General features: G+C 40.5%; 16 protein-coding genes. 10 read left to right on the forward strand and 6 right to left on the reverse strand.

Annotated features, from left to right (window positions below):
* Nucleotides 1-20 precede the first annotated feature (20 nt).
* Nucleotides 21-1,283: a C4-dicarboxylate transporter DctA gene (gene dctA / locus HS960_RS26050; protein ID WP_120336244.1), complete on the forward strand. Its 1,263-nt coding sequence runs from the start codon at nucleotides 21-23 to the stop codon at nucleotides 1,281-1,283.
* A gap of 227 nt (nucleotides 1,284-1,510) precedes the next feature.
* Here dctA and lon read toward each other — a convergent pair whose 3' ends face one another.
* Entirely contained in the window at nucleotides 1,511-3,988 is a 2,478-nt protein-coding gene (lon, locus tag HS960_RS26055; RefSeq protein ID WP_182330851.1) for an endopeptidase La, read from the reverse strand.
* A 342-nt stretch (nucleotides 3,989-4,330) separates the two neighbouring features.
* Here lon and HS960_RS26060 point away from each other — a divergent pair, with 342 nt between their 5' ends.
* On the forward strand, nucleotides 4,331-4,987 hold the full coding sequence (locus HS960_RS26060; RefSeq protein WP_075993900.1) for a tetratricopeptide repeat protein: 657 nt from the start codon (nucleotides 4,331-4,333) through the stop codon (nucleotides 4,985-4,987).
* A 234-nt stretch (nucleotides 4,988-5,221) separates the two neighbouring features.
* Nucleotides 5,222-5,776 (forward strand): ferritin, encoded by a 555-nt coding sequence (locus HS960_RS26065; protein WP_153845174.1) that lies wholly within the window; start codon nucleotides 5,222-5,224, stop codon nucleotides 5,774-5,776.
* 98 nt (nucleotides 5,777-5,874) lie between these two features.
* Here the strand turns inward: HS960_RS26065 and HS960_RS26070 are convergent, their stop codons facing one another.
* The 4 genes from HS960_RS26070 to gpmI all read right to left on the reverse strand — a co-directional run bounded on the left by HS960_RS26070 (nucleotide 5,875) and on the right by gpmI (nucleotide 10,963).
* Nucleotides 5,875-8,169, reverse strand: a complete 2,295-nt coding sequence (locus tag HS960_RS26070; RefSeq protein WP_182330852.1) for a TonB-dependent receptor — start codon at nucleotides 8,167-8,169, stop codon at nucleotides 5,875-5,877.
* Between the two features lie 163 nt (nucleotides 8,170-8,332).
* Nucleotides 8,333-8,632, reverse strand: coding sequence for a hypothetical protein (locus HS960_RS26075; protein WP_182330853.1), 300 nt, complete (start codon nucleotides 8,630-8,632; stop codon nucleotides 8,333-8,335).
* 230 nt (nucleotides 8,633-8,862) lie between these two features.
* Complete coding sequence (locus HS960_RS26080) at nucleotides 8,863-9,450, reverse strand: hypothetical protein (protein ID WP_153845176.1); 588 nt, start codon at nucleotides 9,448-9,450, stop codon at nucleotides 8,863-8,865.
* Entirely contained in the window at nucleotides 9,431-10,963 is a 1,533-nt protein-coding gene (gene gpmI, locus HS960_RS26085; RefSeq protein ID WP_182330854.1) for a 2,3-bisphosphoglycerate-independent phosphoglycerate mutase, read from the reverse strand. Before gpmI ends, HS960_RS26080 begins: the two co-directional genes overlap by 20 nt.
* 173 nt (nucleotides 10,964-11,136) lie before the next feature.
* On the opposite strand from gpmI, the gene HS960_RS26090 reads away from it, so the two are divergent.
* From HS960_RS26090 to HS960_RS26105, 4 genes are all read left to right on the forward strand, one after another.
* On the forward strand, nucleotides 11,137-11,595 hold the full coding sequence (locus HS960_RS26090) for a DUF4783 domain-containing protein (RefSeq protein ID WP_159731685.1): 459 nt from the start codon (nucleotides 11,137-11,139) through the stop codon (nucleotides 11,593-11,595).
* Between the two features lie 77 nt (nucleotides 11,596-11,672).
* Nucleotides 11,673-12,530, forward strand: a complete 858-nt coding sequence (gene nadC / locus HS960_RS26095; RefSeq protein WP_120336251.1) for a carboxylating nicotinate-nucleotide diphosphorylase — start codon at nucleotides 11,673-11,675, stop codon at nucleotides 12,528-12,530.
* A gap of 15 nt (nucleotides 12,531-12,545) precedes the next feature.
* A complete protein-coding gene (gene plsY / locus HS960_RS26100; RefSeq protein ID WP_075993893.1) occupies nucleotides 12,546-13,196 on the forward strand; it encodes a glycerol-3-phosphate 1-O-acyltransferase PlsY in 651 nt (216 codons plus the stop codon).
* Nucleotides 13,197-13,322: 126 nt separating this feature from the next.
* Nucleotides 13,323-14,135, forward strand: a complete 813-nt coding sequence (locus HS960_RS26105; RefSeq protein ID WP_153845179.1) for a M48 family metallopeptidase — start codon at nucleotides 13,323-13,325, stop codon at nucleotides 14,133-14,135.
* Between the two features lie 77 nt (nucleotides 14,136-14,212).
* Here the strand turns inward: HS960_RS26105 and HS960_RS26110 are convergent, their stop codons facing one another.
* On the reverse strand, nucleotides 14,213-14,689 hold the full coding sequence (locus HS960_RS26110) for a hypothetical protein (RefSeq protein WP_182330855.1): 477 nt from the start codon (nucleotides 14,687-14,689) through the stop codon (nucleotides 14,213-14,215).
* Between the two features lie 465 nt (nucleotides 14,690-15,154).
* On the opposite strand from HS960_RS26110, the gene HS960_RS26115 reads away from it, so the two are divergent.
* From HS960_RS26115 to HS960_RS26125, 3 genes are all read left to right on the forward strand, one after another.
* Nucleotides 15,155-18,373 (forward strand): TonB-dependent receptor, encoded by a 3,219-nt coding sequence (locus HS960_RS26115; protein ID WP_182330856.1) that lies wholly within the window; start codon nucleotides 15,155-15,157, stop codon nucleotides 18,371-18,373.
* A 420-nt stretch (nucleotides 18,374-18,793) separates the two neighbouring features.
* Nucleotides 18,794-19,933, forward strand: coding sequence for a glycoside hydrolase family 88/105 protein (locus HS960_RS26120; RefSeq protein WP_228280126.1), 1,140 nt, complete (start codon nucleotides 18,794-18,796; stop codon nucleotides 19,931-19,933).
* Nucleotides 19,934-19,939: 6 nt separating this feature from the next.
* Complete coding sequence (locus HS960_RS26125; RefSeq protein WP_182330857.1) at nucleotides 19,940-22,075, forward strand: glycoside hydrolase family 31 protein; 2,136 nt, start codon at nucleotides 19,940-19,942, stop codon at nucleotides 22,073-22,075.
* Nucleotides 22,076-22,227 lie beyond the last annotated feature (152 nt).

A 22,227-nucleotide genomic window follows, 5' to 3' on the forward strand; every position in this document is an offset into this window, starting at 1 on the left:
TGTCCGTAAATAAATCTATCATGAAGCATATTTTTAAGAGCCTCTATTTTCAAGTCATCGTGGGTATACTTGTGGGGATCATCTGTGGTATCTATTACCCCGATTTTGCTGTTAAGCTAAAACCATTAGGAGATGCTTTTATTAAACTGATCAAGATGGTTATTGCGCCATTGATTTTTAGCTCCATTGTGATCGGCATAGCGGGAATGCAGGATACGAAAAAAGTGGGGAAAATCGGTTTAACTTCCATTATCTATTTCGAGATCATGACAACGATTGCCCTGATTATCGGTCTGGTCTTTGTTAATTGGATACAGCCGGGTACCGGGATGAACGCCGATCCCGCTAGTCTTGATGTGTCTTCGGTATCCCATTATATTTCAGAATCCAAAGAGCCACATAGTTTTATGGATTTTATCATCGGGATCATTCCAGGTAATGTGATTGCTGCGGTAGCTTCGGACAACATGTTGCAGGTACTCGTTTTTGCAGTGCTATTTGGGATCGGTATGACAAAAATAGGGCAGAAAGCTTCTGAGCCTGTGCTCAATGTATTGCAATCTTTTTTAAAGGTTCTCTTCTCCATTATCAAAATGATCATGTACCTGGCTCCAATCGGGGCAATGGGAGCAATGGGTTTTACGATCGGTAAGTTTGGAATTCAGGCCTTATCTAAACTCGGTATGCTGATGTTGAGCTTCTACCTGACCTGTTTTATCTTCGTGATCGTTGTGATTGGGGCGGTATTGTATTTTTATCTCAAGGTGAATGTTTTTAAGTTTTTAAAATATATCAAAGAAGAGATTTTAATCGTTTTGGGGACATCCTCTTCTGAGTCGGCTTTGCCGGGGATTATGCAGAAGATGGAAGATGCGGGCTGTGCCAAACCTGTTGTGGGCTTAGTTATTCCCACGGGCTATTCTTTCAATCTGGATGGGACAAGTATCTATCTGACGATGGCAGCGGTCTTTATTTCGCAGGCCCTCAATATGCATCTCAGCTTGGAGCAGGAAATTACCTTATTGCTGGTATTGCTATTGACCTCCAAAGGGGCTGCAGGCGTAACAGGAAGTGGTTTCGTTACCCTTGCTGCGACTTTGCCTGTTGTTGGCCATGTACCGGTAGAATCTGTCGCTTTGATCTTTGGCGTGGACCGTTTTATGAGTGAAGCAAGGGCGATAACCAATTTGATCGGAAATTCAGCGGCAACGCTGGTGATTTCAAAATATGAAGATAGTCTGGACGAGGAGCTTCTACATGAAAAGTTAGGTTCTAAGCGATGATATCCGCAAGCAAAAGTTCATAATAAAAGAAACCTTGCTTTAACAAAGAAAGTGTTTGAAAAGTCAGCTCAAACCGTTTAAGAATAGCTGATAAGATTTAGCAAGAGGAATGCATATAATGAGGGAATACCTATAATCTTTGAGGGGAGAATACGTATTCATTATACAACAAATGGGCTATCCAATTTTGGATAGCCCATTTCTATTCAAGACCTTTCGGGGATCTATTAATTCTCTTTTTTGGTATTTTCTATATCTTGCGCCAGATCGATGGCACCAACGACTTTTTCTTCCAATAGCGCGAGTTTAATCACCTGCGACATTTCAGTCACATAGTGGAACTGCATGTCTTTGATATAATCTTCCTTGATTTCTAAGATGTCTTTTTCATTGGATTTACAAAGGATAATATCTTTGATGTTTGCGCGTTTTGCAGCAAGAATTTTCTCCTTAATACCGCCAACAGGCAATACTTTTCCACGTAAGGTAATTTCACCTGTCATAGCTAATTTCTCCTTCACTTTACGTTGGGTGAATAGCGATGTCAGTGCTGTGAGCATTGTTATACCAGCTGAGGGACCATCTTTTGGAATGGCACCCGCAGGAACGTGAATATGGATATCCCAATGGTCGAAAACGCGGTAGTTAATGCCGAAATCCGAAGCGTGGGCTTTCAGGTAGGCTAGTGCAATCGACGCAGATTCTTTCATGACATCACCCAAATTACCTGTCAGGCTCAAACGTCCTTTTCCTGGGCTCAGCGAAGATTCTATAAATAAGATATCGCCACCTACGGAAGTCCAGGCTAAGCCCGTTACGACACCGGCAACATTGTTATTTTCGTAGATGTCCTTATCAAATATTGGAGCGCCTAGGATATCGAGCAGATCTTGTTCGTTAATACTCGGACTGTAATCCTTTTCCATGACAATGCGTGTTGCGATACCACGTACGACAGAGCCGATCTTTTTTTCTAATCCGCGGACACCAGATTCGCGTGTGTAATCCTCGATAATCTGTTCGATGATCTTAGCTTTTAACGAGACATCTTTGGATGCCATTCCATGCATTTCGCGTTGTTTTGGCAAAAGGTGCTTTTTCGCGATTTCGATTTTCTCCTCGATGGTATAACCATTCACTTCGATAATTTCCATCCGATCCAATAACGCAGGTTGAATAGAACTCAAGGAATTGGCTGTCGCAATAAACATCACTTTGGAAAGGTCAAACTCCATTTCGACATAGTGATCATAGAAATGTGTGTTTTGTTCCGGATCTAATACTTCCAATAAGGCCGACGAAGGATCTCCTTTGAAGTCCGCGCTCATTTTATCGATTTCGTCCAAAATAAAAACCGGATTTGCTGCTCCTGCTTTTTTCAGGGACTGGATGATACGGCCCGGCATTGCGCCGATATAGGTTTTGCGGTGTCCTCTGATTTCTGCTTCATCGCGCACACCACCCAAGGCCATACGGGTATATTTACGCCCCAATGCTTTGGCAATAGATCTTCCCAAAGAGGTTTTACCGACTCCCGGAGGGCCTACTAAACAAAGAATAGGTGCTTTCATATCATTTTTTAATTTCAATACCGCAAGGTATTCAATGATACGTTTTTTTACTTTCTCAAGTCCATAATGATCTTTATCGAGCACTTTTTGTGCTTTGTTTAAATCAAAATTGTCTTTTGTTGTTTCATTCCAGGGTAGATCAAGTAGTAGCTCAAGGTAATTGAGCTGTACCGAATAATCTGCAGCCGCAGGATTGATACGCGATAGCTTTTCGAGTTCTTTTGTGAAATGTTTTTCTACATCAACATTCCATTTCTTTTTCTTACCCCGTTTTTTAAGCTCTTCCAGCTCAAGATCGGGCGTGTTTCCACCCAGCTCTTCCTGGATTGTTTTGAGCTGTTGGTTCAAGAAATAATCACGTTGTTGCTTGTCAAGGTCGACACGTACTTTATTCTGGATCTGGTGCTTTAGTTCCAGCATCTGGATTTCTGTTGTCAGCAGCTCCAATAAAAGTTTGGCACGATTCTCTACTTTAGGTATTTGAAGTAGCTCCTGTTTTTTGACCATTTCGACATTGATATTCGACGAAATAAAGTTGATCAGAAACGAAGGACTTTCAATATTTTTAATCGCAATACCAGCCTCACTAGGTAAGTTTGGCGAAAGCTGGATGATCTGCAGCGCCATTTCTTTTAAGGTAGAAATTGTCGCTTTAAAGTGCTTGGTCATCTTCGGCTTCGCTTCATTGAATTTCTCCACACGTGCCTTTAAATAAGGCTCAGTATCGACAATTTCCAACAAGTTGAACCGTTGTTTTCCCTGGATGATGACGGTGGTATTACCATCAGGCATTTGGAGTACTTTAATGATATGAGCTACGGTGCCCACTTTATTTAGTTCTTCAAATCCTGGGTCCTCTACAGTCATGTCCTTTTGAGAAACAACACCGATGGTTTTGCTGCCTTTATAGGCTTCTTTGACCAGTTTGATGGATTTATCTCTACCTACGGTAATCGGAATGACAACACCGGGGAATAATACGGTATTACGCAAAGGCAAAATAGACAATGCTTCTGGAATTTCAGCATTCGCCATATTATCTTCATCCTCTTGTGTAAGTAGGGGGAAGAATTCGGTATCCTCTGCAACGATTGGAATTGCTTGACTGAAATCAAAAGTTTCGAATTTGCTCATAGTATTTATTTTGTGTATTTGGCAGTCGCTGACATGTTGACGGCTGACTTTCAAATTTTAAGCTTCTATTATTGTTTCCCCTATATTGCAAGGGAAGTGCCAATTGCTAAAAGTGAGCAAAATTACAAATCTATTTTCTAGAATAGGAAAAAAAGGCAGGTTAAATAAAATTTATCTGCCATTTGTTGGAGAAATAGGCATAATAATTGTAATATTGGAATGTGAAAGGGCGCCGATGGCAGTTTTTAAGTTTAAAGAAATCAATCGGATGCTTTTTTACAGATGTAGAAACGATCACAAGTGATCATTAAAGAGTGAATATAAAAACGTAACTATTTAGATATGAATTTAAAATCATTTAAATTGGGTTTGTTTACTGGGGTTTTTGCTTTAGTTGCTTTTAGCGCGAATGCACAACAACCTAAACAGGCTGAGCATAGCAACGCTAATGTGAGAATGGGGCAGAAAGCTCTTTTGGATGGTGATTTCAAGAATGCAGAGTCATACTTGACTAAAGCCCTCCCTCAGGAAGGGAAAGATCCGGACGTATTATATATGTTGGGATATTCTCAATTTCAAAATGGTGACTATAAAAAATCAGCTGAAACTTTTGGAAAAGTAGTTGCATTGAACGGTAAAAATGCAAATGCTTTATACTTCAAAGCGAAAGCAACAAACAATCTTGCTACTCAATCCACAAATAAGACATCTGTTGCTAACAAAGAGCAGTTGTTGAAAGTTGCTATTGAGGATTATTCAAAAGCAATTGCTATTACGCCGACTGATTCGAAATTCTATCAAAATAGAGCGATCGCTAATCGTGATTTAGGTATCTTGATCGGAACGGAGGGTACGCCTAACTACAATAAGGCAATGGCAACTGACGCTTATAACAATGCAATCAAGGATTACGAAAAAGTGTTGAGCTTTGATGCATCGAAAAAAGATATCCAAACAGAAATCAAAAAAGCGAAAGTATATAGAGATAACTTGAAATAGTATCGCTATAAAAGCACAAAAAAAGGGAATGCCAATGGTATTCCCTTTTTTTGTGCTTGTTGATTTTGTACCTATTGATTTGTGCCGGTTGAAATGTACTTATTGGAATGTAACAGTTGGTCACAAATGAGCTGCTTTTCATTTTAACGGGATCACCTTTACCGTTTTTACTTTGATAAATTTCAAACGAAATACGCACTGAAACTGTTCTTTTCCTAAATCAAAATGAATATTATGGAAACGAATCGATTGTCAAAGGAAATGCAGCAAATTTTAATCAGTCAGATGACAAAAGAGGCTGAAGCTGCACAGATTTATTTGGCGTTGGGGGTATGGGCAGATGATCAGGGTTATGGCGGAATCGCCAATTTTCTGTATAGACATGCCCAGGAAGAGCGTAATCACATGACTAAAATTATGGGGTATATTCTGGAAAGAGGTGGTCGCCCCAGAATACAAGCGATTGCAGAGCCGCCAGCGGACCCGCAATCGCTGACCGAATGCTTTAATCGCGTTTTTAAACATGAAGTAGATAATACCGAAGCGATCTATAACATTGTCAATTTAGCGATGGCGGAGAAGGACTGGGCAACATGGAACTTTGCACAGTGGTTTGTTAAGGAACAGATTGAAGAAGAGAAGTTAGCATTGGAATTGATGGATAAACTGAAGATTGCCGGTGGTGACCGAGCTTCAGATGAATCCTTGTTTGCGTTGGATTCCTCCCTGGAAGCCATGCCCGACGAAGTAGCCTTGGCAAGGGAAGCGACAGCAGATGACCCCAAATAATTGTAAAATAAAAAAGCGGGATCTTCAAGATCCCGCTTTTTTATTTTACGGTGTACTAATCTTAATCGATCTCACGATCATTTATTATCAGGCTTAATTTACTTGATGCTCAATGGCAGATACACACCGAAGGTGATGTTTCTACCCATATTGTAGACACCAAAGCTCGTGTCTTCCTGTGAAAGACGTCCTGGGCGCAATCTGCTCAACGCATCGTAATAACGTTTGTTGGTCAAGTTTGAAGCTGCTGCAAATACTTTCAGTTGCTGCGATCCGAGATGTAATGTCGTACCGATTCCTGCGTTCAATAAAGTATACGAATTTGCTGGCGTTTCGAAGGTCTCATCAATGCGGTTCTGTTTGAAATAATTGTCTAGCCCCACAGAAACGTAGAAAGCATTCAAACCGCTAATCTTGGGCTCAAGACGCAATGTATTGTGTACAACACCAGCTGGAATCAATGCCAAGGGTCTGTTAAAGGTATTGTTCTGTGCATGGGTATAGCTAAATGTATTATCCAGGTGTATCCAGTTTAACAAATGAAAATTCAGGCTTCCTTCTACACCGTAAAGATTGGCGTTTACCTGGCCATAGCGATATACGTCGTAGGTATGCGAATCGCCATCTTCACCCACAACGGTTTTCGTGTCGCCTTTTGTTGTTGAGGCATAGATAAAGTTGTGGATATAGTTTTCATAGATTCCAATACTTCCTGTAACGATGCTATGTCCAAACTCGAGGGTTGCATCCGCTTGGTAACTTCTTTCAGGTTTTAGGTTTTCATTACCCACTTCATAGCGGTACGTTCCTTCGTGTACCCCGTTGGAACCTAATTCTGCCGGATTAGGCGCTCTAAAAGCCGAACCGGCATTCGCTTTAAAATTGAGGTCTTCGCTGAAAATATGTGTATATCCAAGCGCTCCGCTAACATTGCTGAAACTATTTTTAAAACCAGCGAACTGCTCTTCGTCTTCAATAAAGAGTTGCTTGCCTTTGTTATTGACGTAGTCATAGCGTAATCCAACGTTAAAGGTATTTTCGCCCCAGGTTTTCTTCGCATAGCCAAAAGCGCCCAATTCCAACTGATCATAGGCCGGAATTAAGAATTCAACACCTTTATTTAAACTGTGTTCCTGGCTAGCACTAATGCCAAATACATGTTGCCAGCCATTTTTTTCACTTAACGAATATTTTGCGTCAAGTGAATACGTATTCAGGTCAAAGAATAAAGAAGGCGTTGCTTCTTCAAGCTCCCGACGTTGATTTTTTTGATAGCCCAGATCAAGTTTTAAACTACCTGAACCGATGATAAAGTTATTGTTAAGGGCCAGTTTGTAATGGCGGATGTCCTGCTTGGGGAAATCCAAAGTACGGCTTTTTGAGTTTATGTAAAGCGGGTCACCAGGTTCGGCGTCGTAAAAGCCGATATTATTTTTCAGGTATGAAAAATTCAGATGAGAGTAGCCCCATTGCTTGTTTAGCCCGAGCATACCGCTGAAATTACTGTTGTTAAAACCACTATTCCCATATCGGCCTGCGGGCGTATTATAAGAATAGGCGTTTTGATAAGAACCACGCCCACGCCATACGAAGCCATTTTCATTACCGGTAAGCATAACCGAACTATTGGTTAGTCCGTTGTTGGTGGAGTAGCTGCTCAATACTTCACCTTTAATTTGCCCAGCTGTAGGAACATTTGGTTCAAGCACATTGATTACACCGCCAATAGCATCAGATCCGTACATCAAAGAGGCTGCACCACGCAGGACCTCCACACGATCCGGTTGATTTTGGTCGATTTCAATACCATGTTCGTCGCCCCATTGCTGTCCCATCTGTTTGACACCATCGCTCACCGTAACGACACGATTATAACCGAGTCCCCGTATAACAGGTTTTGAAATGCCTTGTCCCGTTGTGATCTGGCTTAGTCCGGGAACTTGTCGGGCAAGCGCATCAATAAGATTCGTTGCATTTCCCTGCAGTTCATCTTTGGAGATTACAGCAACCGAGGTACTGTTGCGCCGGCTCTGTGAAGTGACCAATGTACCTGTAACGACGACTTCATTGGTTTCAATAATACTTTCGGTTAGGGCGAAATCAAGGGAAAGATTTTCCGAAGTTAGATCGACGGTCTTGACAACGGACTGATAGCCCAAGAAACGGACCTCAACCAGGTAGCGTCCACTTGAAGGAAGTGATTTAAAGCTATACTGACCCTGTTGGTCTGATGCGGTGCTCGAACGAAGCTGTTGCAATGATATCGTAGCACCGGCAATAGGAAGATTTGTTTTGGCGTCCGTTACTTTACCGCTGATTGTTGCGGCGAGAGCTGGAAATATGGAGAAATAGGAGACAAGCATAAAAATGCAGCCTATAATTTTAAGTTTCATCTGTACGAATAATTTTTACGTATATATAACATCAAGGATAATAGCAACCCAATAATTCATCGTATGAATTCTTGAGATTGTCGAGTTCTAAAAACTTTTATGAAGTCGTTTGTCGCAATAATGAGAAGAATATAGGAGTGACATTATTGGACTTATGTAAAAATTAAGCGATGGGGGGACCACGATTGCCAGAAAGCAGTGATCGAATAATTTGATCTCCCGTGATAAACAGGCCAAATTCAACTTGCTGTGTCGGGAGTATTAATTCGCGTAGCGTAAAATGAAAAACAATTTGTGGATGTGAATTTTGGTCACAGATGGAACACTTCGGATGGTCTGCATGGTGTTTTTTTGCAGGGCTATCAACAATACTGAGCGCAGTTTGTGGATGCGCATGGGTATACACAATGAACTGACCAATTAAGAAGGTCATTAAGAGCATTAATGCTGCGAATTTGTTCACTGAGATATTTTTCACGCTGAAATCACTACGTTTAAACCCATTTATCTGTTGAGTTATTTTGTTAATCTGGTCAAAGATAAGGAAAATAAAATATAAAGCAATTGTGTTGCATTTATTATTGTTGTGACATTTTATAGATGTTCGCTTAAAAGATAAATTGAATTTACAAAAAAGCCCTCAAAAATGGATGCTATTCTTGAGGGCGCTGTGTATGGTACTGATCAGGTGGTCTATTTTTTGGAAGGAATAAACTTGCCTTCAATTTCATATTGATTGGCATCCAAACCTTGGACATCCTGCAGTTTGACAATTCGATACAGCGAGTCGCTGTAATAGTCTAATTTTTCTTGACTATCGTATAAGGTATTTGTTATCTTTTTATCGATATGGATGTGTTTTACCTTTTCGTTTTTGTCAAACTCGATGCGCAGTTTCTGTATCTGCAGTTCTTTCTTTTTAGCTGTAAATTCTGTCACACAGTCTACAGCTTTGACTTCATACAGTGATGGATCGAAGTTTTTGCTGATATCTGCAGCTTGAAAAGCGGAGAGTTCATTTTTCCAGCTGCCAATTTTTAGTTCGCGTTGTTCTTTCTCACCGTCTTTGCTGACAGATTTCAGAACTGCGGGATTGAGCTGCTGCAAGCGATTGACTTCGGCATTAAAAAACGAATCGACAGAAAATATAGCTGTAGATTTTTGTGTTTTTTTTGTTGCGGATGGAGATCCACAGCTCCAAAAAAGCAGAGCACTGCCCATAAGAAGGGAAAGTGCTCTGCTGCTATTTTTAAGTAAATTATTATTCTGATACCAATACATTTCCTGTCATTTCAACGGGGATATTGACGCCTAAAAGTTGTAAGACGGTCGGGGCAATATCACCTAATTTACCATCTGCTATTTTCTTATACTGATCGTCAATTAAGATACACGGAACCAAATTGGTGGTGTGTGCCGTATTTGGCGATCCATCTTCATTGACCATAAACTCGGAGTTACCGTGATCGGCCAAAATAATAAAGGAATAACCATTTTTAAGGCCTGTTTCAACAACCGTTTTTGTACATTGATCAACAGTTTCTACTGCTTTTATGACAGCGTCAAAAACACCGGTGTGACCTACCATGTCTGGGTTTGCAAAATTCAGACAGATAAAATCTGGTTGAAGGGTCTCCATGTCGTTGACGATAGCTTCTGTAATTCCTTTGGCAGACATCTCCGGTTGAAGATCGTAAGTCGCTACTTTTGGGGAGGGAACCAACAAGCGGTTTTCACCTTCAAACTGTTGTTCACGACCTCCTGAAAAGAAAAATGTCACGTGCGGATATTTCTCTGTTTCGGCAATACGCGTTTGTGTTTTATGGTTTGCTTCCAACACTTCACCTAAGGTATTGGACAAGTTGTCTTTTTGGAATACCACTCTGACATTTTGAAATGTTTCATCGTAAGAGGTCATTGTCACATAATATAGATCTAATGGTTGTAGATCATATTCTGGAAATGCCTTTTGTGTCAACGCAATTGTAATCTCGCGGCCACGATCTGTTCTGAAGTTGTAACAGAATACAACATCACCTTCTTGGATTGTTGCCACTGGCGCACCGTTTGCATCTACCAATGCAATTGGTTTCACAAATTCATCGGTTACACCTTCGTCGTATGATTTTTGGATCGATGCAACAAGGTCATTGGATTTTTCACCTTCCGCTTTTACCAAAAGATCGTATGCTAATTTTACACGTTCCCATCTGTTATCGCGGTCCATTGCATAATATCGGCCTATTGCAGAGGCAAAAGTACCTGTTGTCGTCTTTAAATAGTCTTGTAAGTCTCTAACATAACCAATGCCGGAGTTTGGATCCGTATCACGGCCATCTAAAAATGCATGTATAAAAACTTGGTCGCTTGTCAATCCGGCCTGTTTTGCAGCATCACATAAGCCTTTTAAATGCTTTGTATGTGCGTGTACACCACCATCCGAAAGTAATCCGATTAAATGTACCTTTTTGTTATTTTCCAATGCATATTTAAATGCGTCTTGAATAATAGGATCCGAATTGAATACACCGTCATTGACAGCTTTGTGAATACGACCCAATTCTTGGTAGACGATTCTTCCGGCGCCAAGATTCATGTGACCAACCTCCGAGTTACCCATTTGTCCAGCAGGTAGGCCTACAGCTTCACCAGAGGCCTCTAAGCTCGAGTTTGGATAAGCTTCTAATAAATGATCTAAAAATGGTGTGTTTGCAGCTTCAACTGCATTTGATTTATCATGTTTTCCATATCCTAGTCCGTCTAGGATCATGAGTGCAACTTTTTTCTTATTCATCGTATAACAAAGATAATCTTAATTTTAGAATCTATCAACGCATCTTAAAAAGTTCCCTTGTTAATCCCTAATAATTTTATAGGTTTGTGGCATAATTTATGTTTGGTTAAAAAACGGAGCTACCTAATGATTGATATGGATGATAGAAGCTGTTCTATAATATGTTGAGCTATATGAAATTTTTAAGCTATTGCGCATTTATACTTATTAATAGTCTTTTTGTACACACTGCGGCCTTCGGGCATTATTTAAGAGAAGTGAATACAGCGGTAAAGGTAGCTTTGCCAGGTGATGATGATTCTTTAGGAAGTATTTCAGAGGAACTGAAATCGTATTTGAAAGAAGGTAATGCAAAAAATATGGCCAAGTATTTCGGTTCAAACTTAACCTTATCTATTTTGGGGGAGAATGGCGTCTACACAAAGTATCAGTCAGAAATCATGTTGGCGGCATTTTTTAATCAGCATAAACCCAAGACTGTTAAATTGACGCAAGCCAGCAATGCGAACAATGGCTATCAATATTTTACATTTACATTAGCTACAGAACAAACAAACTATCGTGTCTTTATTAAGATCGGCGTAGGAAATAATAACCAATCTATTGAAGAGCTAAGAATCGACAAAAATTAAAGCTAGCGATGCTTTTTTTATAAATCTATTTTTCGATTAAAAAATTATTCCACATCTTAGCCCAATAAATAGTATTTATGGAGAAGGAAATCAAGGACTATCTGGCCCATTTTGTAAAACAGGCTGTCGCGGAGGATTTGGGCGATGGAGATCATACCTCACTTTCTACGATTGAGACTGGGGCACAAGGTGAAGCCAAATTGATTGTTAAGGATAATGGTATTTTAGCAGGGGTTGAAGTCGCTCAGGCGATTATTGCCTATATTGACGATACGTTGGCCTGTGAGGTGTTTATCCAGGATGGAAGTCAGGTTAAAGTAGGTGATATTGCTTTTTATGTGAGGGGAAATATCCAAAGTATTTTGCTGGCAGAGCGTTTGGTGCTGAATGTCATGCAGCGTATGAGTGGCATTGCGACAACTACCCGAAAATATGTCGACCTTCTCAAAGGTACAGATACGAAAGTTTTGGATACACGGAAAACCACCCCCTTATTGCGTGTATTGGAGAAAGAGGCCGTTCGTATAGGAGGTGGAACCAATCATCGTTTTGGTCTTTTTGATATGATTTTAATTAAGGACAATCATGTGGACTATAGTGGCGGTATTGTACCGGCTCTAAAGCGCGCAAATGATTACAGAAAGAACCTAAATAAACCAATAGAAATAGAAATTGAAGTCCGAAATTTTGCGGAGCTTGATGAAGTTCTTAACTTTGGCGAAGTGGACCGAATCATGTTAGATAATTTTTCGCCGCAGGATGTAGCCAAAGCTGTTCAGATTATTGACCATCGATTCAAGACAGAGGCCTCTGGGGGAATAACTTTCGACACGATCCGATCGTATGCGGAGGCTGGGGTAGATTATATTTCAGTAGGTGCTTTGACACACAGTGTAAGGAGCCTGGATCTTAGTCTGAAGGCCAAATTAATATAAGAACTGATTTAATTAATGATATCGATTTATTTAGTAACTGCAGTATTACTAGCTTATTTGTTTGGATCCATACCTACAGCAGTTTGGTTGGGACAGGCATTTTATGGGGTAGATGTTCGTGAGTATGGTAGCGGTAATGCTGGGGCGACTAACACCTTTCGCGTATTGGGCCCTAAAGCGGGATCGATCGTGATGTTTGTAGATATATTTAAAGGCTGGACAGCAACAAACCTGGCTTATTTAATAGAACTGGGGCAAAATACGAGCGATGTCCAATTTGTCAACTTTCAGCTGGCACTTGGCGTTATTGCGGTATTGGGGCACTTGTTTCCTGTGTTTGCGGGATTTAGAGGTGGAAAAGGGGTGGCAACCCTGTGTGGTATGATCCTCGCTATACATACACCTGCCGCTTTGGTGTGTGTTTCTGTGTTTATCATCATCCTGCTGACAACCCATTATGTTTCGCTCGGTTCCATTTCAGCAGGTTTTGCATTTCCTTTTAGTTTGGCCTTTATTTTTAAAACAACGATACCTTCTGTGCTGCTTTATGGGATAGCCATCTGTATCCTGTTGTTAATTACCCACCAAAAGAATATAGAGCGTCTGTTAAAGGGACATGAATCCAAGATTTATCTCTTTAAGAAAAAGCCGAAGGAAAAAGAATAGGCACAATAATTGCATTCTCTAAAACGTATTTAATAATTTATTGTGAAATATCCATGTTGGAAAAGCTGAAAGCCGATCATCATCGCTCGGATATTCCATATGGCCATTGAAAGAAAATATATACATATGAACGGAGTGTTTAAGTATTCGGCTATGGTATTAGCGTGTGTAACACTGGCATCGGGGTTGTCAGGTTGCGCAACTTCAGCTGTTACGGGTAAAAAATATTTGAAATTGGTCAGCGCAGATCAAGTGAACCAACAAGCTGCATTGGCTTATAAAGATTTCTTATCGAAAAATAATGCTAAAGTAGTAACCGGAACTGCAGATGCAGCCATGGTGAAACGCGTTGGTAACAAGCTTGCAACTGCGGTTAACCAGTATTTGCAAAGTACAGGCCGCGCAAATCAATTTAACTTCAACTGGGAGTTTAATTTGGTGAAGAGCGATGATGTGAATGCATGGTGCATGCCTGGAGGTAAAGTTGCGGTATATACCGGAATATTGCCGGTAACACGTACAGAAGCGGGTTTAGCAACAGTTATGGGGCACGAGATCGCACATGCTATTGAGGAGCATTCTGTAGCTCAGGCTTCGAATCAGATTGCTTTACAGCTGGGAGGACAGATTTTAGGTTCAGCTGCAGGGGTATCTGGAAACAGTACGCTTGGTGTTTTTAACAATCTGTATGGTTTAGGTGGAAACCTGGCGCAATTGAAATTTTCAAGAAGCGATGAATCTGATGCGGATGCAGCAGGTTTGATTATTATGGCTTTGGCAGGTTATAATCCAAATGAGGCTGTAGACTTCTGGAAACGTATGGCATCGGGTAGTCAGAAAGGGCAGCCTGAGTTTTTGAGTACGCACCCGAGTGATGAGCGACGGATTGCGGATATTCAGAGATTGATTCCAAACGCGATGAAATATTATAAAAAATAAAGAGTCAATACAATTGAAAAAGCGGAGTATGCACCTAGCATACTCCGCTTTTTTTATAAGCCTTATTTACGAAAGTATTATACGCCCGCAAAAGCATCACTAATGCCGAGCACGACACCAACGACTAGCCCCATAAAATTAAAGGCGATGGTGATGATAACCATAATGCCAATAAATTTGTAATGCTTTTTGAGGGCATCTAAGCATAATTCGAGTTGAATGCTGTCGCGATTTTCTATTGCTTTTTTTGCTTTAGATCCAAAATTATAGAGGTAATAGATGGGAAGGCAGAAGAAAGCAAGAAACAGGAGATAAAGTACACCGAATGTGGATAAAGCCCCTGCTGTTACATATTCGTCGGCCCCGAGTGATAATGCACTGGCTCCGAAGACTAAACTGACCATGGTTATGGCAGAAATGCCGATGAAAATAAAACAGACAATGGCCAAAAAATTGGCCCATTTGGCCGCTGAAGCCAAGAAGGAGAGTCCTGCCGGAGACAATTTAATGTCTGCAGGTTCTTGAAAAGAAGAATTTTGAATACCGTCTTCCATGAAGCATAAATTATTAGGTGCGCGAATTTCTGAAAAGTTCTCGGTTTTTGAAACATTTTTTATATAAACCATCACGTCTATACAATCGTTTTGATTTTTTCGATCAGCATAGGTTATAGTGGCTCAAATTCGACAAGAAACTGAGTTGTTTAATAAAAGTCTCGATTGACAGGAAATTAGTTAAAAATTTTTAAAAAATTAAATTCCGAATGGAAGAATGTTGTTACAAAAGATTTTTGCGGATTTGATGTGGAAAATTATTTTCGATCAGTTTGTGCGGAGGGGAATGCTGGTTTAAAACATGTTACAACGTTTTTTTTGCTGATAAATTGTATGTTAATATAGTAAAATTTGTCTGTATTTCATGAAGTGTGTGTGGTTTAGTGTGTTAAGTTTATATTAAGTCCTTTGTAATTTGAAATCTCTTAGTAATTTTGCTTAACATTTTTTAACAAATCACATTATATGAAAAGATCTTTACTCTTTTTCGCTCTTGTTATGGCCAGCTATGGTGCTGTACAAGCTCAGGTTACGACAAGTAGCGTTACAGGTATTGTAAAAGAAGCAAACGGCAGTGTAACTTCGGGAGCAACAATTAAGGCTACACACGTGCCATCAGGAACGGTTTATTCTGGATCCTCGAATGCTGCAGGTCGTTTTAACCTACCAGCGATGCGTGTCGGTGGACCTTACAAAATTGAAGTAACCTATGTTGGACAAAATCCTATTGTTTATAATGATGTTTATATACAATTAGGTCAGCCTTATGTCTTAAATAGTACTTTTGGAAGTAATGAGACAGTTTTAGATGAGGTCACTGTAACTAGAACAGGCGGTTCTAAAAATTTAAAGACTGGTGCTGAAACTTCTATTTCAAGAAAACAGATGGAGAATTTACCAACTGTTTCTCGTTCGATAGATGATTTTACTAGACTAACACCACAAGCTGATGTAAAGGGAGGGTCAGTCTCAATCGGTGGTATGAATAATAGGTTTAACCAATTTACTATTGATGGTGCAGTAACCAACGACGTGTTTGGTTTAAATGCGAATGGTTTAAATGGTGGTGGAAGTGGTACAAATCCAATTTCTTTGGATGCTATTGAGCAGATGTCTGTACAAGTAGCACCATTTGATGTTCGTTCTAGTGGATTTGCTGGCGGTGGAATTTCAGCTGTTACAAAGTCAGGTACCAACCAATTTCAAGGGTCTGTATACCATTATTTTAGAAATCAAGATTTTACCGGTAAGACACCAAAATCATTAGTTAAAGACGGAGACGAACGAACTAAATTAGCAAATTTCTCTGAGAAGACATATGGAGTACGTTTAGGCGGTCCAATTGTTAAAGATAAGTTGTTTTTCTTTGTTAATTACGAACATACTAAAAATAATACGCCAGAAAATTATCCTGTAGGATCTTCGAGTTCTAATTTATTAGAAGCGGATGCTAAAGCTATTTATGATATTGCATTAAATAAATATAAATATGATGCAGGTTCATATACGGATTTAGCGGATGAAAATACGTCCAACAAAGTCATGACTCGCTTGGATTGGAATATTAATGAAAAGAACAAACTTTCATTAAGATATAATTATGTGGATGGCGTTGATATGGGCAATACGCGGACACAGTCTTCATTGACATTTGGTAACGGTGCTATATTAAAGGATTTTAAATCCAATACCCTTACATTGGAATTAAGTAGTCGAATTAATAACTCTTTGGCAAACAGTTTTATCGCTGGATATAGTAGAGTAAGAGATGCGAGAAGCTACAAAGGACAGTTGTTTCCAAATGTGAGAATTAATACTGCGAAAGCAGGTACATATTATCTTGGTGTAGATCCATATAGCAATATCAATCAGCTAGACCAAGATGTTTATACTTTATCGAATAACTTGACTTGGTATAAAGGGCTTCATACATTAACTTTCGGTACGCATAATGAATTTTATAAGATGTATAATGCGTATACACAAAATTCGAATGGCGCATTTGTATTTAGTGATTCCAAAGCAGGCGATATTAATCCTGCTACAGGAAATGTATATACAGCGATCGAAAACTTTGAAAGAGGTATGGCTAATAGCATGAACTATAGCTATAGCAATACGGATGATCCTCGCCAAGGAGCCAAATTTAATGCTGTGCAGTTAGGTTTTTATGCTCAGGATGAGTTTCAAATGCAGGATAATTTAAAAATTACTGCTGGTGTCCGTGTGGATATTCCAATTTATTTGGATAAACCAATGGAAAATACTGATTTTAACAATTCAATTTTGGCAAAACAGTATAATGTCCAAACCAATCGTATGCCTAGTGCGCCTTTAATGTTCTCACCTCGTATTGGGTTCAACTGGGATGTAAATAGAGATCGTTCAACCATTGTACGTGGGGGAATGGGAATATTTACTTCTAGGGTTCCTTTTGTTTGGGCGGCAGGTGCATTTACCCAAAGTGGTGCATTATTGGGTGGTAATAGTCTCGGTAATGGTACAGATGCAAATGTTCCATTTATCAGCGACGTTAACAAGTTGCCTAAATATAGTGGAGCTGTAACACCATCCGGAAATATTACAGTACTTGATAAGAATTTGAAATTGCCTCAAATCGCGCGTTTCTCAGGAGGAGTTGATCAAGTATTACCGTATGGAATTAAGGGTACTTTAGAGTTCATTTACTCGAAAAATTTGAGTGCATTTAACTTTAGAGATTTAAACTTAGAACGTCCGATTGGAACCTTAGAAGGAGCTGATAATCGTTTAGTTTATGATGCGAATAATAATAACCGCCGTGTATTGGATAACTATACGGAAGTTATTTATGTTAACAATGTTAATAAAGGTTATTCTTGGTCAACGACAGCTTCTTTGGCAAAAAGTTTCTTATTTGGCTTGGATGCATCAGTAGCATATACTTATACTGCTGCAAAAGATTTAATCTCTGGTACATCGTCCCAAAATCAGTCAAATTGGTATAGAGTAGCTTCTGTTAATGGTTCAAACAACGTAACGCTTGCACATAATCCATTTAGTACTGGAAGTCGAGTGATCGGATTTTTATCTTTCTCTAAAGAATACCTTAAGCATTTAGGTACATCAGTATCTCTAGTCTACACTGGGCAATCTGGAGCAAGATTTTCCTATTTAGCTGGGGGTAACTTAACAGGATATGCAACTTCGTCTAGTAACCAGTATAACTTGATGTATATTCCTAAGGATCAGTCAGAAATTACATTTGTTCAGAATGGTACACAAACTCCTCAAGATCAGTGGTTAGCCTTGAATAATTTTATTGACGGAAACGATTATTTAAAATCTCGTAGAGGTCAATATGCAGAAAGAAATGGAGCAAGAACACCATTTTCTCATAAGTTTGATTTGAAAATTGTGCAAGATTTGTTTACCAACATCGGAAATACTAAAAACAAACTTCAGCTTTCTGTTGATATCATGAATGTTGGTAACTTGTTGAACGGTAATTGGGGCAAACAGTATACAGGAGCAGGCAGCTTCTGGGATAATAGTTTTATTCCTGTTACATTTGCAGGTTATGAAGGAACAACTAAGAAACCAACTTATCGTTTGGGTAACTTAAATAATAATGTACCTTATTATGTGCAAGACATATATTCAAGATGGTCTGCACAAGTGGGAATTCGTTATATCTTCAACTAGTCTGAATAACCCATTTAAGAGAAAGAGGTCGCTGTAACTAATATGGCGACCTCTTTTTTTATATCCATAGAGTTCTCAATGCAAAGAAATTTATAGGATTTTCCGGTCCTATCCCCTTGAATGGATGAAGCACGCATAAAGCACTCCCTAAGCACAGATATAGCACAGTAATAGCACTGTTTACGCAAACTTTGCGTAAGTCTGTTGGCAAAAGAGAAAAGTATTATAAATGCGCTGATCCAGTACAACTAAACTGCCGAGACGAACCCTGCTAACTTTCGGGATACACTGTACAAGCAAAGTGACGTCATGCGGATAGTATCCATTACCAATCTTTCCACCTAAACGAACAAAAAATACCCCCTTAAAACAGACTGGCTTGCTGATATTTGGGTTATAACTTAATTATAAACCCAACTGATGATGAAGCAGTTCTGTATGTCCATACTCCTGGGGATTGGCGTCTGCATGTCTCTTTGTGCATTTGCGCAAAGCACAGATCTCGTTAATTGGCCAGCGCAGGCTGACCCCAGATTAATAGGTGATCTTGTGGCTCAACGTTTTGTGGCGAGTCCGCATAACAGTTTTAAACCGCCAGCTCCACCAAAAAACATTACTTATCCCGAAGTCTGTGCCTGGTATGGGGCATTGAAGTATGCCGAAGTGAGCAATGATCAGAAATTGTTGACGCAATTGACACAACGCTTTATGCCTTTGTTTGACACGGAAAAGCACCTTGTTCCGCGACCTTGGCATGTGGACTTTTCCGTCTTTGGAACGGTTCCGCTGGAAATCTATCTGCAAACAAAAAACAAGAAATGCTATACCATGGGAATGCGTTTTGCAAATGCACAATGGTCCATTCCGATTGACTCCCCTCAGGTTGTAAAAGACGGTTATCAGAAATTTCTCGATAAAGGACTTACCTGGCAGACCCGCTACTGGATTGACGATATGTATATGATTACCATGATTCAATCAAAAGCCTTTCAGGTAACGGGAGATCAGCACTATATTGATCGTGCCGCCCATGAAATGGTTGTCTATCTCGATACTATTCAAAAAGAAAATGGTCTTTTTTATCATGCACCTGATGCGCCTTTCTTTTGGGGCCGCGGGAATGGCTGGATGGCCGCGGGAATGAGCGAATTGCTGTCTTCATTAAAGAAAGATAACCCGAATAGACCTAAAATATTGGCTGCTTACCGCAAAATGATCACAAGCCTAAAGAAGTATCAGCGTCCGGACGGCCTTTGGGGACAATTGATTGATAAACCTGAATCCTGGGTAGAAACTTCGGGTTCTGCCATGTTCACTTATGCCATTATTATGGGCATAAGACAGGGATGGCTCGATACGGAGGAATATACGCCCATCGCACGCAAGGCATGGATTGCTTTGACGGGCTACATCAACAAAGATGGCGATATCAGCAACGTTTGTGAAGGTACCAACCGAAAAAATGATTACCAGTACTATCTCGATCGAAAACAGAAAACAGGGGATATGCACGGCCAGGCGCCCATACTTTGGTGTGTGTACGCTTTATTAAAAAGATAACCAGCTATGATGAGATTATGGACAATTTTGCTGCTTTTGTTTGCGACAGCAGCATCGGCACAACCTATTCGTTGGCAGGAAGAATACCCCGGTGTTTGGAAAGGAACATTTGGCAAACCCGATAATTATACGCTGCTATCTGCAGCGGGCGCTACACCTCAGGCTGCGACCCTCGAACGGTTGCAGTCTGTCGATTTTCCTTTACCCAAGATGGAGGTGCATGCCGAACTGATCGATGGTAAAACATACCTGCGGTTCCCACTGCAAAAAAACGAACAGATCTACGGACTGGGACTTAATTTTCAGACGGTACATCAGCGGGGGAAGATTCTTAATCTGCATGTCGACCATTACGGTGGCAAAGATAATGGGCGCACCCATGCACCTGTTCCGTTCTACGTCTCTTCCAGAGGATATGGTGTATTGGTCAACTCAGCACAATATTTAACGTATTATGTGGGAACAGGCGTACGGAAAGACGCTAAAGTTCCTGCAGAAGTAAAAGATCGGAATACCGATAAAAGTTGGAACTCCCGGCCTTACTCCGATGCGGTGGAAGTATACGTCCCTACAGAAGGGGCCGAAGTTTATGTATTTGCAGGCATCAATCCGCTCGATGCCATAAAACGCTATAATCTCTTTTGTGGCGGTGGTGCCCTGCCGCCGAAATGGGGGCTTGGTTTTACGCAACGCGTACAAAAGCTTTATACGGCAGATGAGGTAATCAAGGAGGTGGCGGAATTTGAGGAACATGGCTTCCCGCTTGATTTTATCGGTCTCGAACCCGGCTGGCAGTCCAAAGCTTATCCTTGTTCATTTGAATGGGATAAGGGACGTTTTCCAAACCCGGAAGCCTTGGTAAAGAAACTGGCCAATAAAGGTGTACGCCTAAATCTATGGACAAACCCCTATATCTCTCCAGAATCTCCTATCAGTAAAGCTATTGAACCTTTCACCGGCTCGCATACGGTGTGGAATGGGACCGTTCCTGATTTGAATCACGCAGACGCAAAATGCATCCTTGCAGGCCAATTGAGCCGGTCGCAGATCGATATTGGCATCAGCGGATATAAGATTGACGAGGTCGATGGTTACGACTACTACCTTTGGCCCGATATGGCCAAATTTCCCTCGGGTATCAGTGGGATACAAATGCGACAAACTTATGGTGTACTTGCACAAAAATTGACCGACAGCCTATACCGCCAGCAGAATAAACGGACTTTTGGGCTGGTGCGTGCATCCAACGCCGGAGCCAACAATATGCCCTATGTGATCTATAACGACTATTATAGCCATCAGGACTTTATTACTGCACTGGTCAATAGCGGGTTTTGCGGCGTACTGTGGACACCAGAGGTGAGGGGCTCCAAGACAGGCGAGGAATGGTTGCGTCGTTTCCAGACTGTTGTATTTTCACCAATGGCCATGATCAATGCTTGGTCGAGTGGAACAAAACCCTGGTCTTTTCCTGAAGTGGCCGAAAAAGTGAAGTACTATGCGCAGTTGCGGATGGAATTGATGCCTTATCTCTATTCTGAATTTGCAAAATATCATTTTGAAGGAACACCTCCCTTTCGGGCCATGGTGCTGGAAGAGGGATTTCAGGGGCAAACAAAAGCAAGCCTGAACAATCAGGATCTGGAAACAAATCCTTATCTGGAAGCGGTAAACAAGGAGGTAAAAGATCAGTACATGTGTGGCGAATATCTGTTGGTGGCGCCTTTATTTACAGGCGAGTCGACTAGAAAGGTGCTTTTGCCTAAGGGTAACTGGTATGATTTCTATTCGGGCCGTTATGTCGGTAATGGCGAGGAAATCGTTGCCAAACCCGAAGACGATCGGATACCCGTCTATGTAAAAGATGGTGGCATTATTCCAATGACGACAGCACGGCTTCATGCGCCTGCAGCAGGAGAAAAAGTGAACCTGATTATCCGACATTATGGGGAGAAGGAGGGGATGTATAACCTGTATGACGATGATGGTCTGAGTTTCGATTATGAAAAAGGGGCCTATTCTTGGCGTAGGATAGTCCTGAAAAGAAATGCGTCCGGGAAACTGGAAGGCGATATCTCGGCACCAGACAAAAATAAACCGAATACGATAGGTACAGTAAAGTTTGAATTTATGGGGCAATGATATTGTTTTGAACAATAATCTATGTTTTAAGCGCCTAAAAACCATTTTTTACTGCTAAAAAGACCAAAAAATACACTGTTTAACCTCGCGGATTGACTGATATTTGAGGTAACTGATTATAAAAAATAACCAATTTATTAAATGCATGGCCG

Origin of the sequence: Sphingobacterium paramultivorum (assembly GCF_014109745.1) — a bacterium.
GTDB classification, from domain to species: Bacteria; Bacteroidota; Bacteroidia; order Sphingobacteriales; family Sphingobacteriaceae; genus Sphingobacterium; species Sphingobacterium paramultivorum.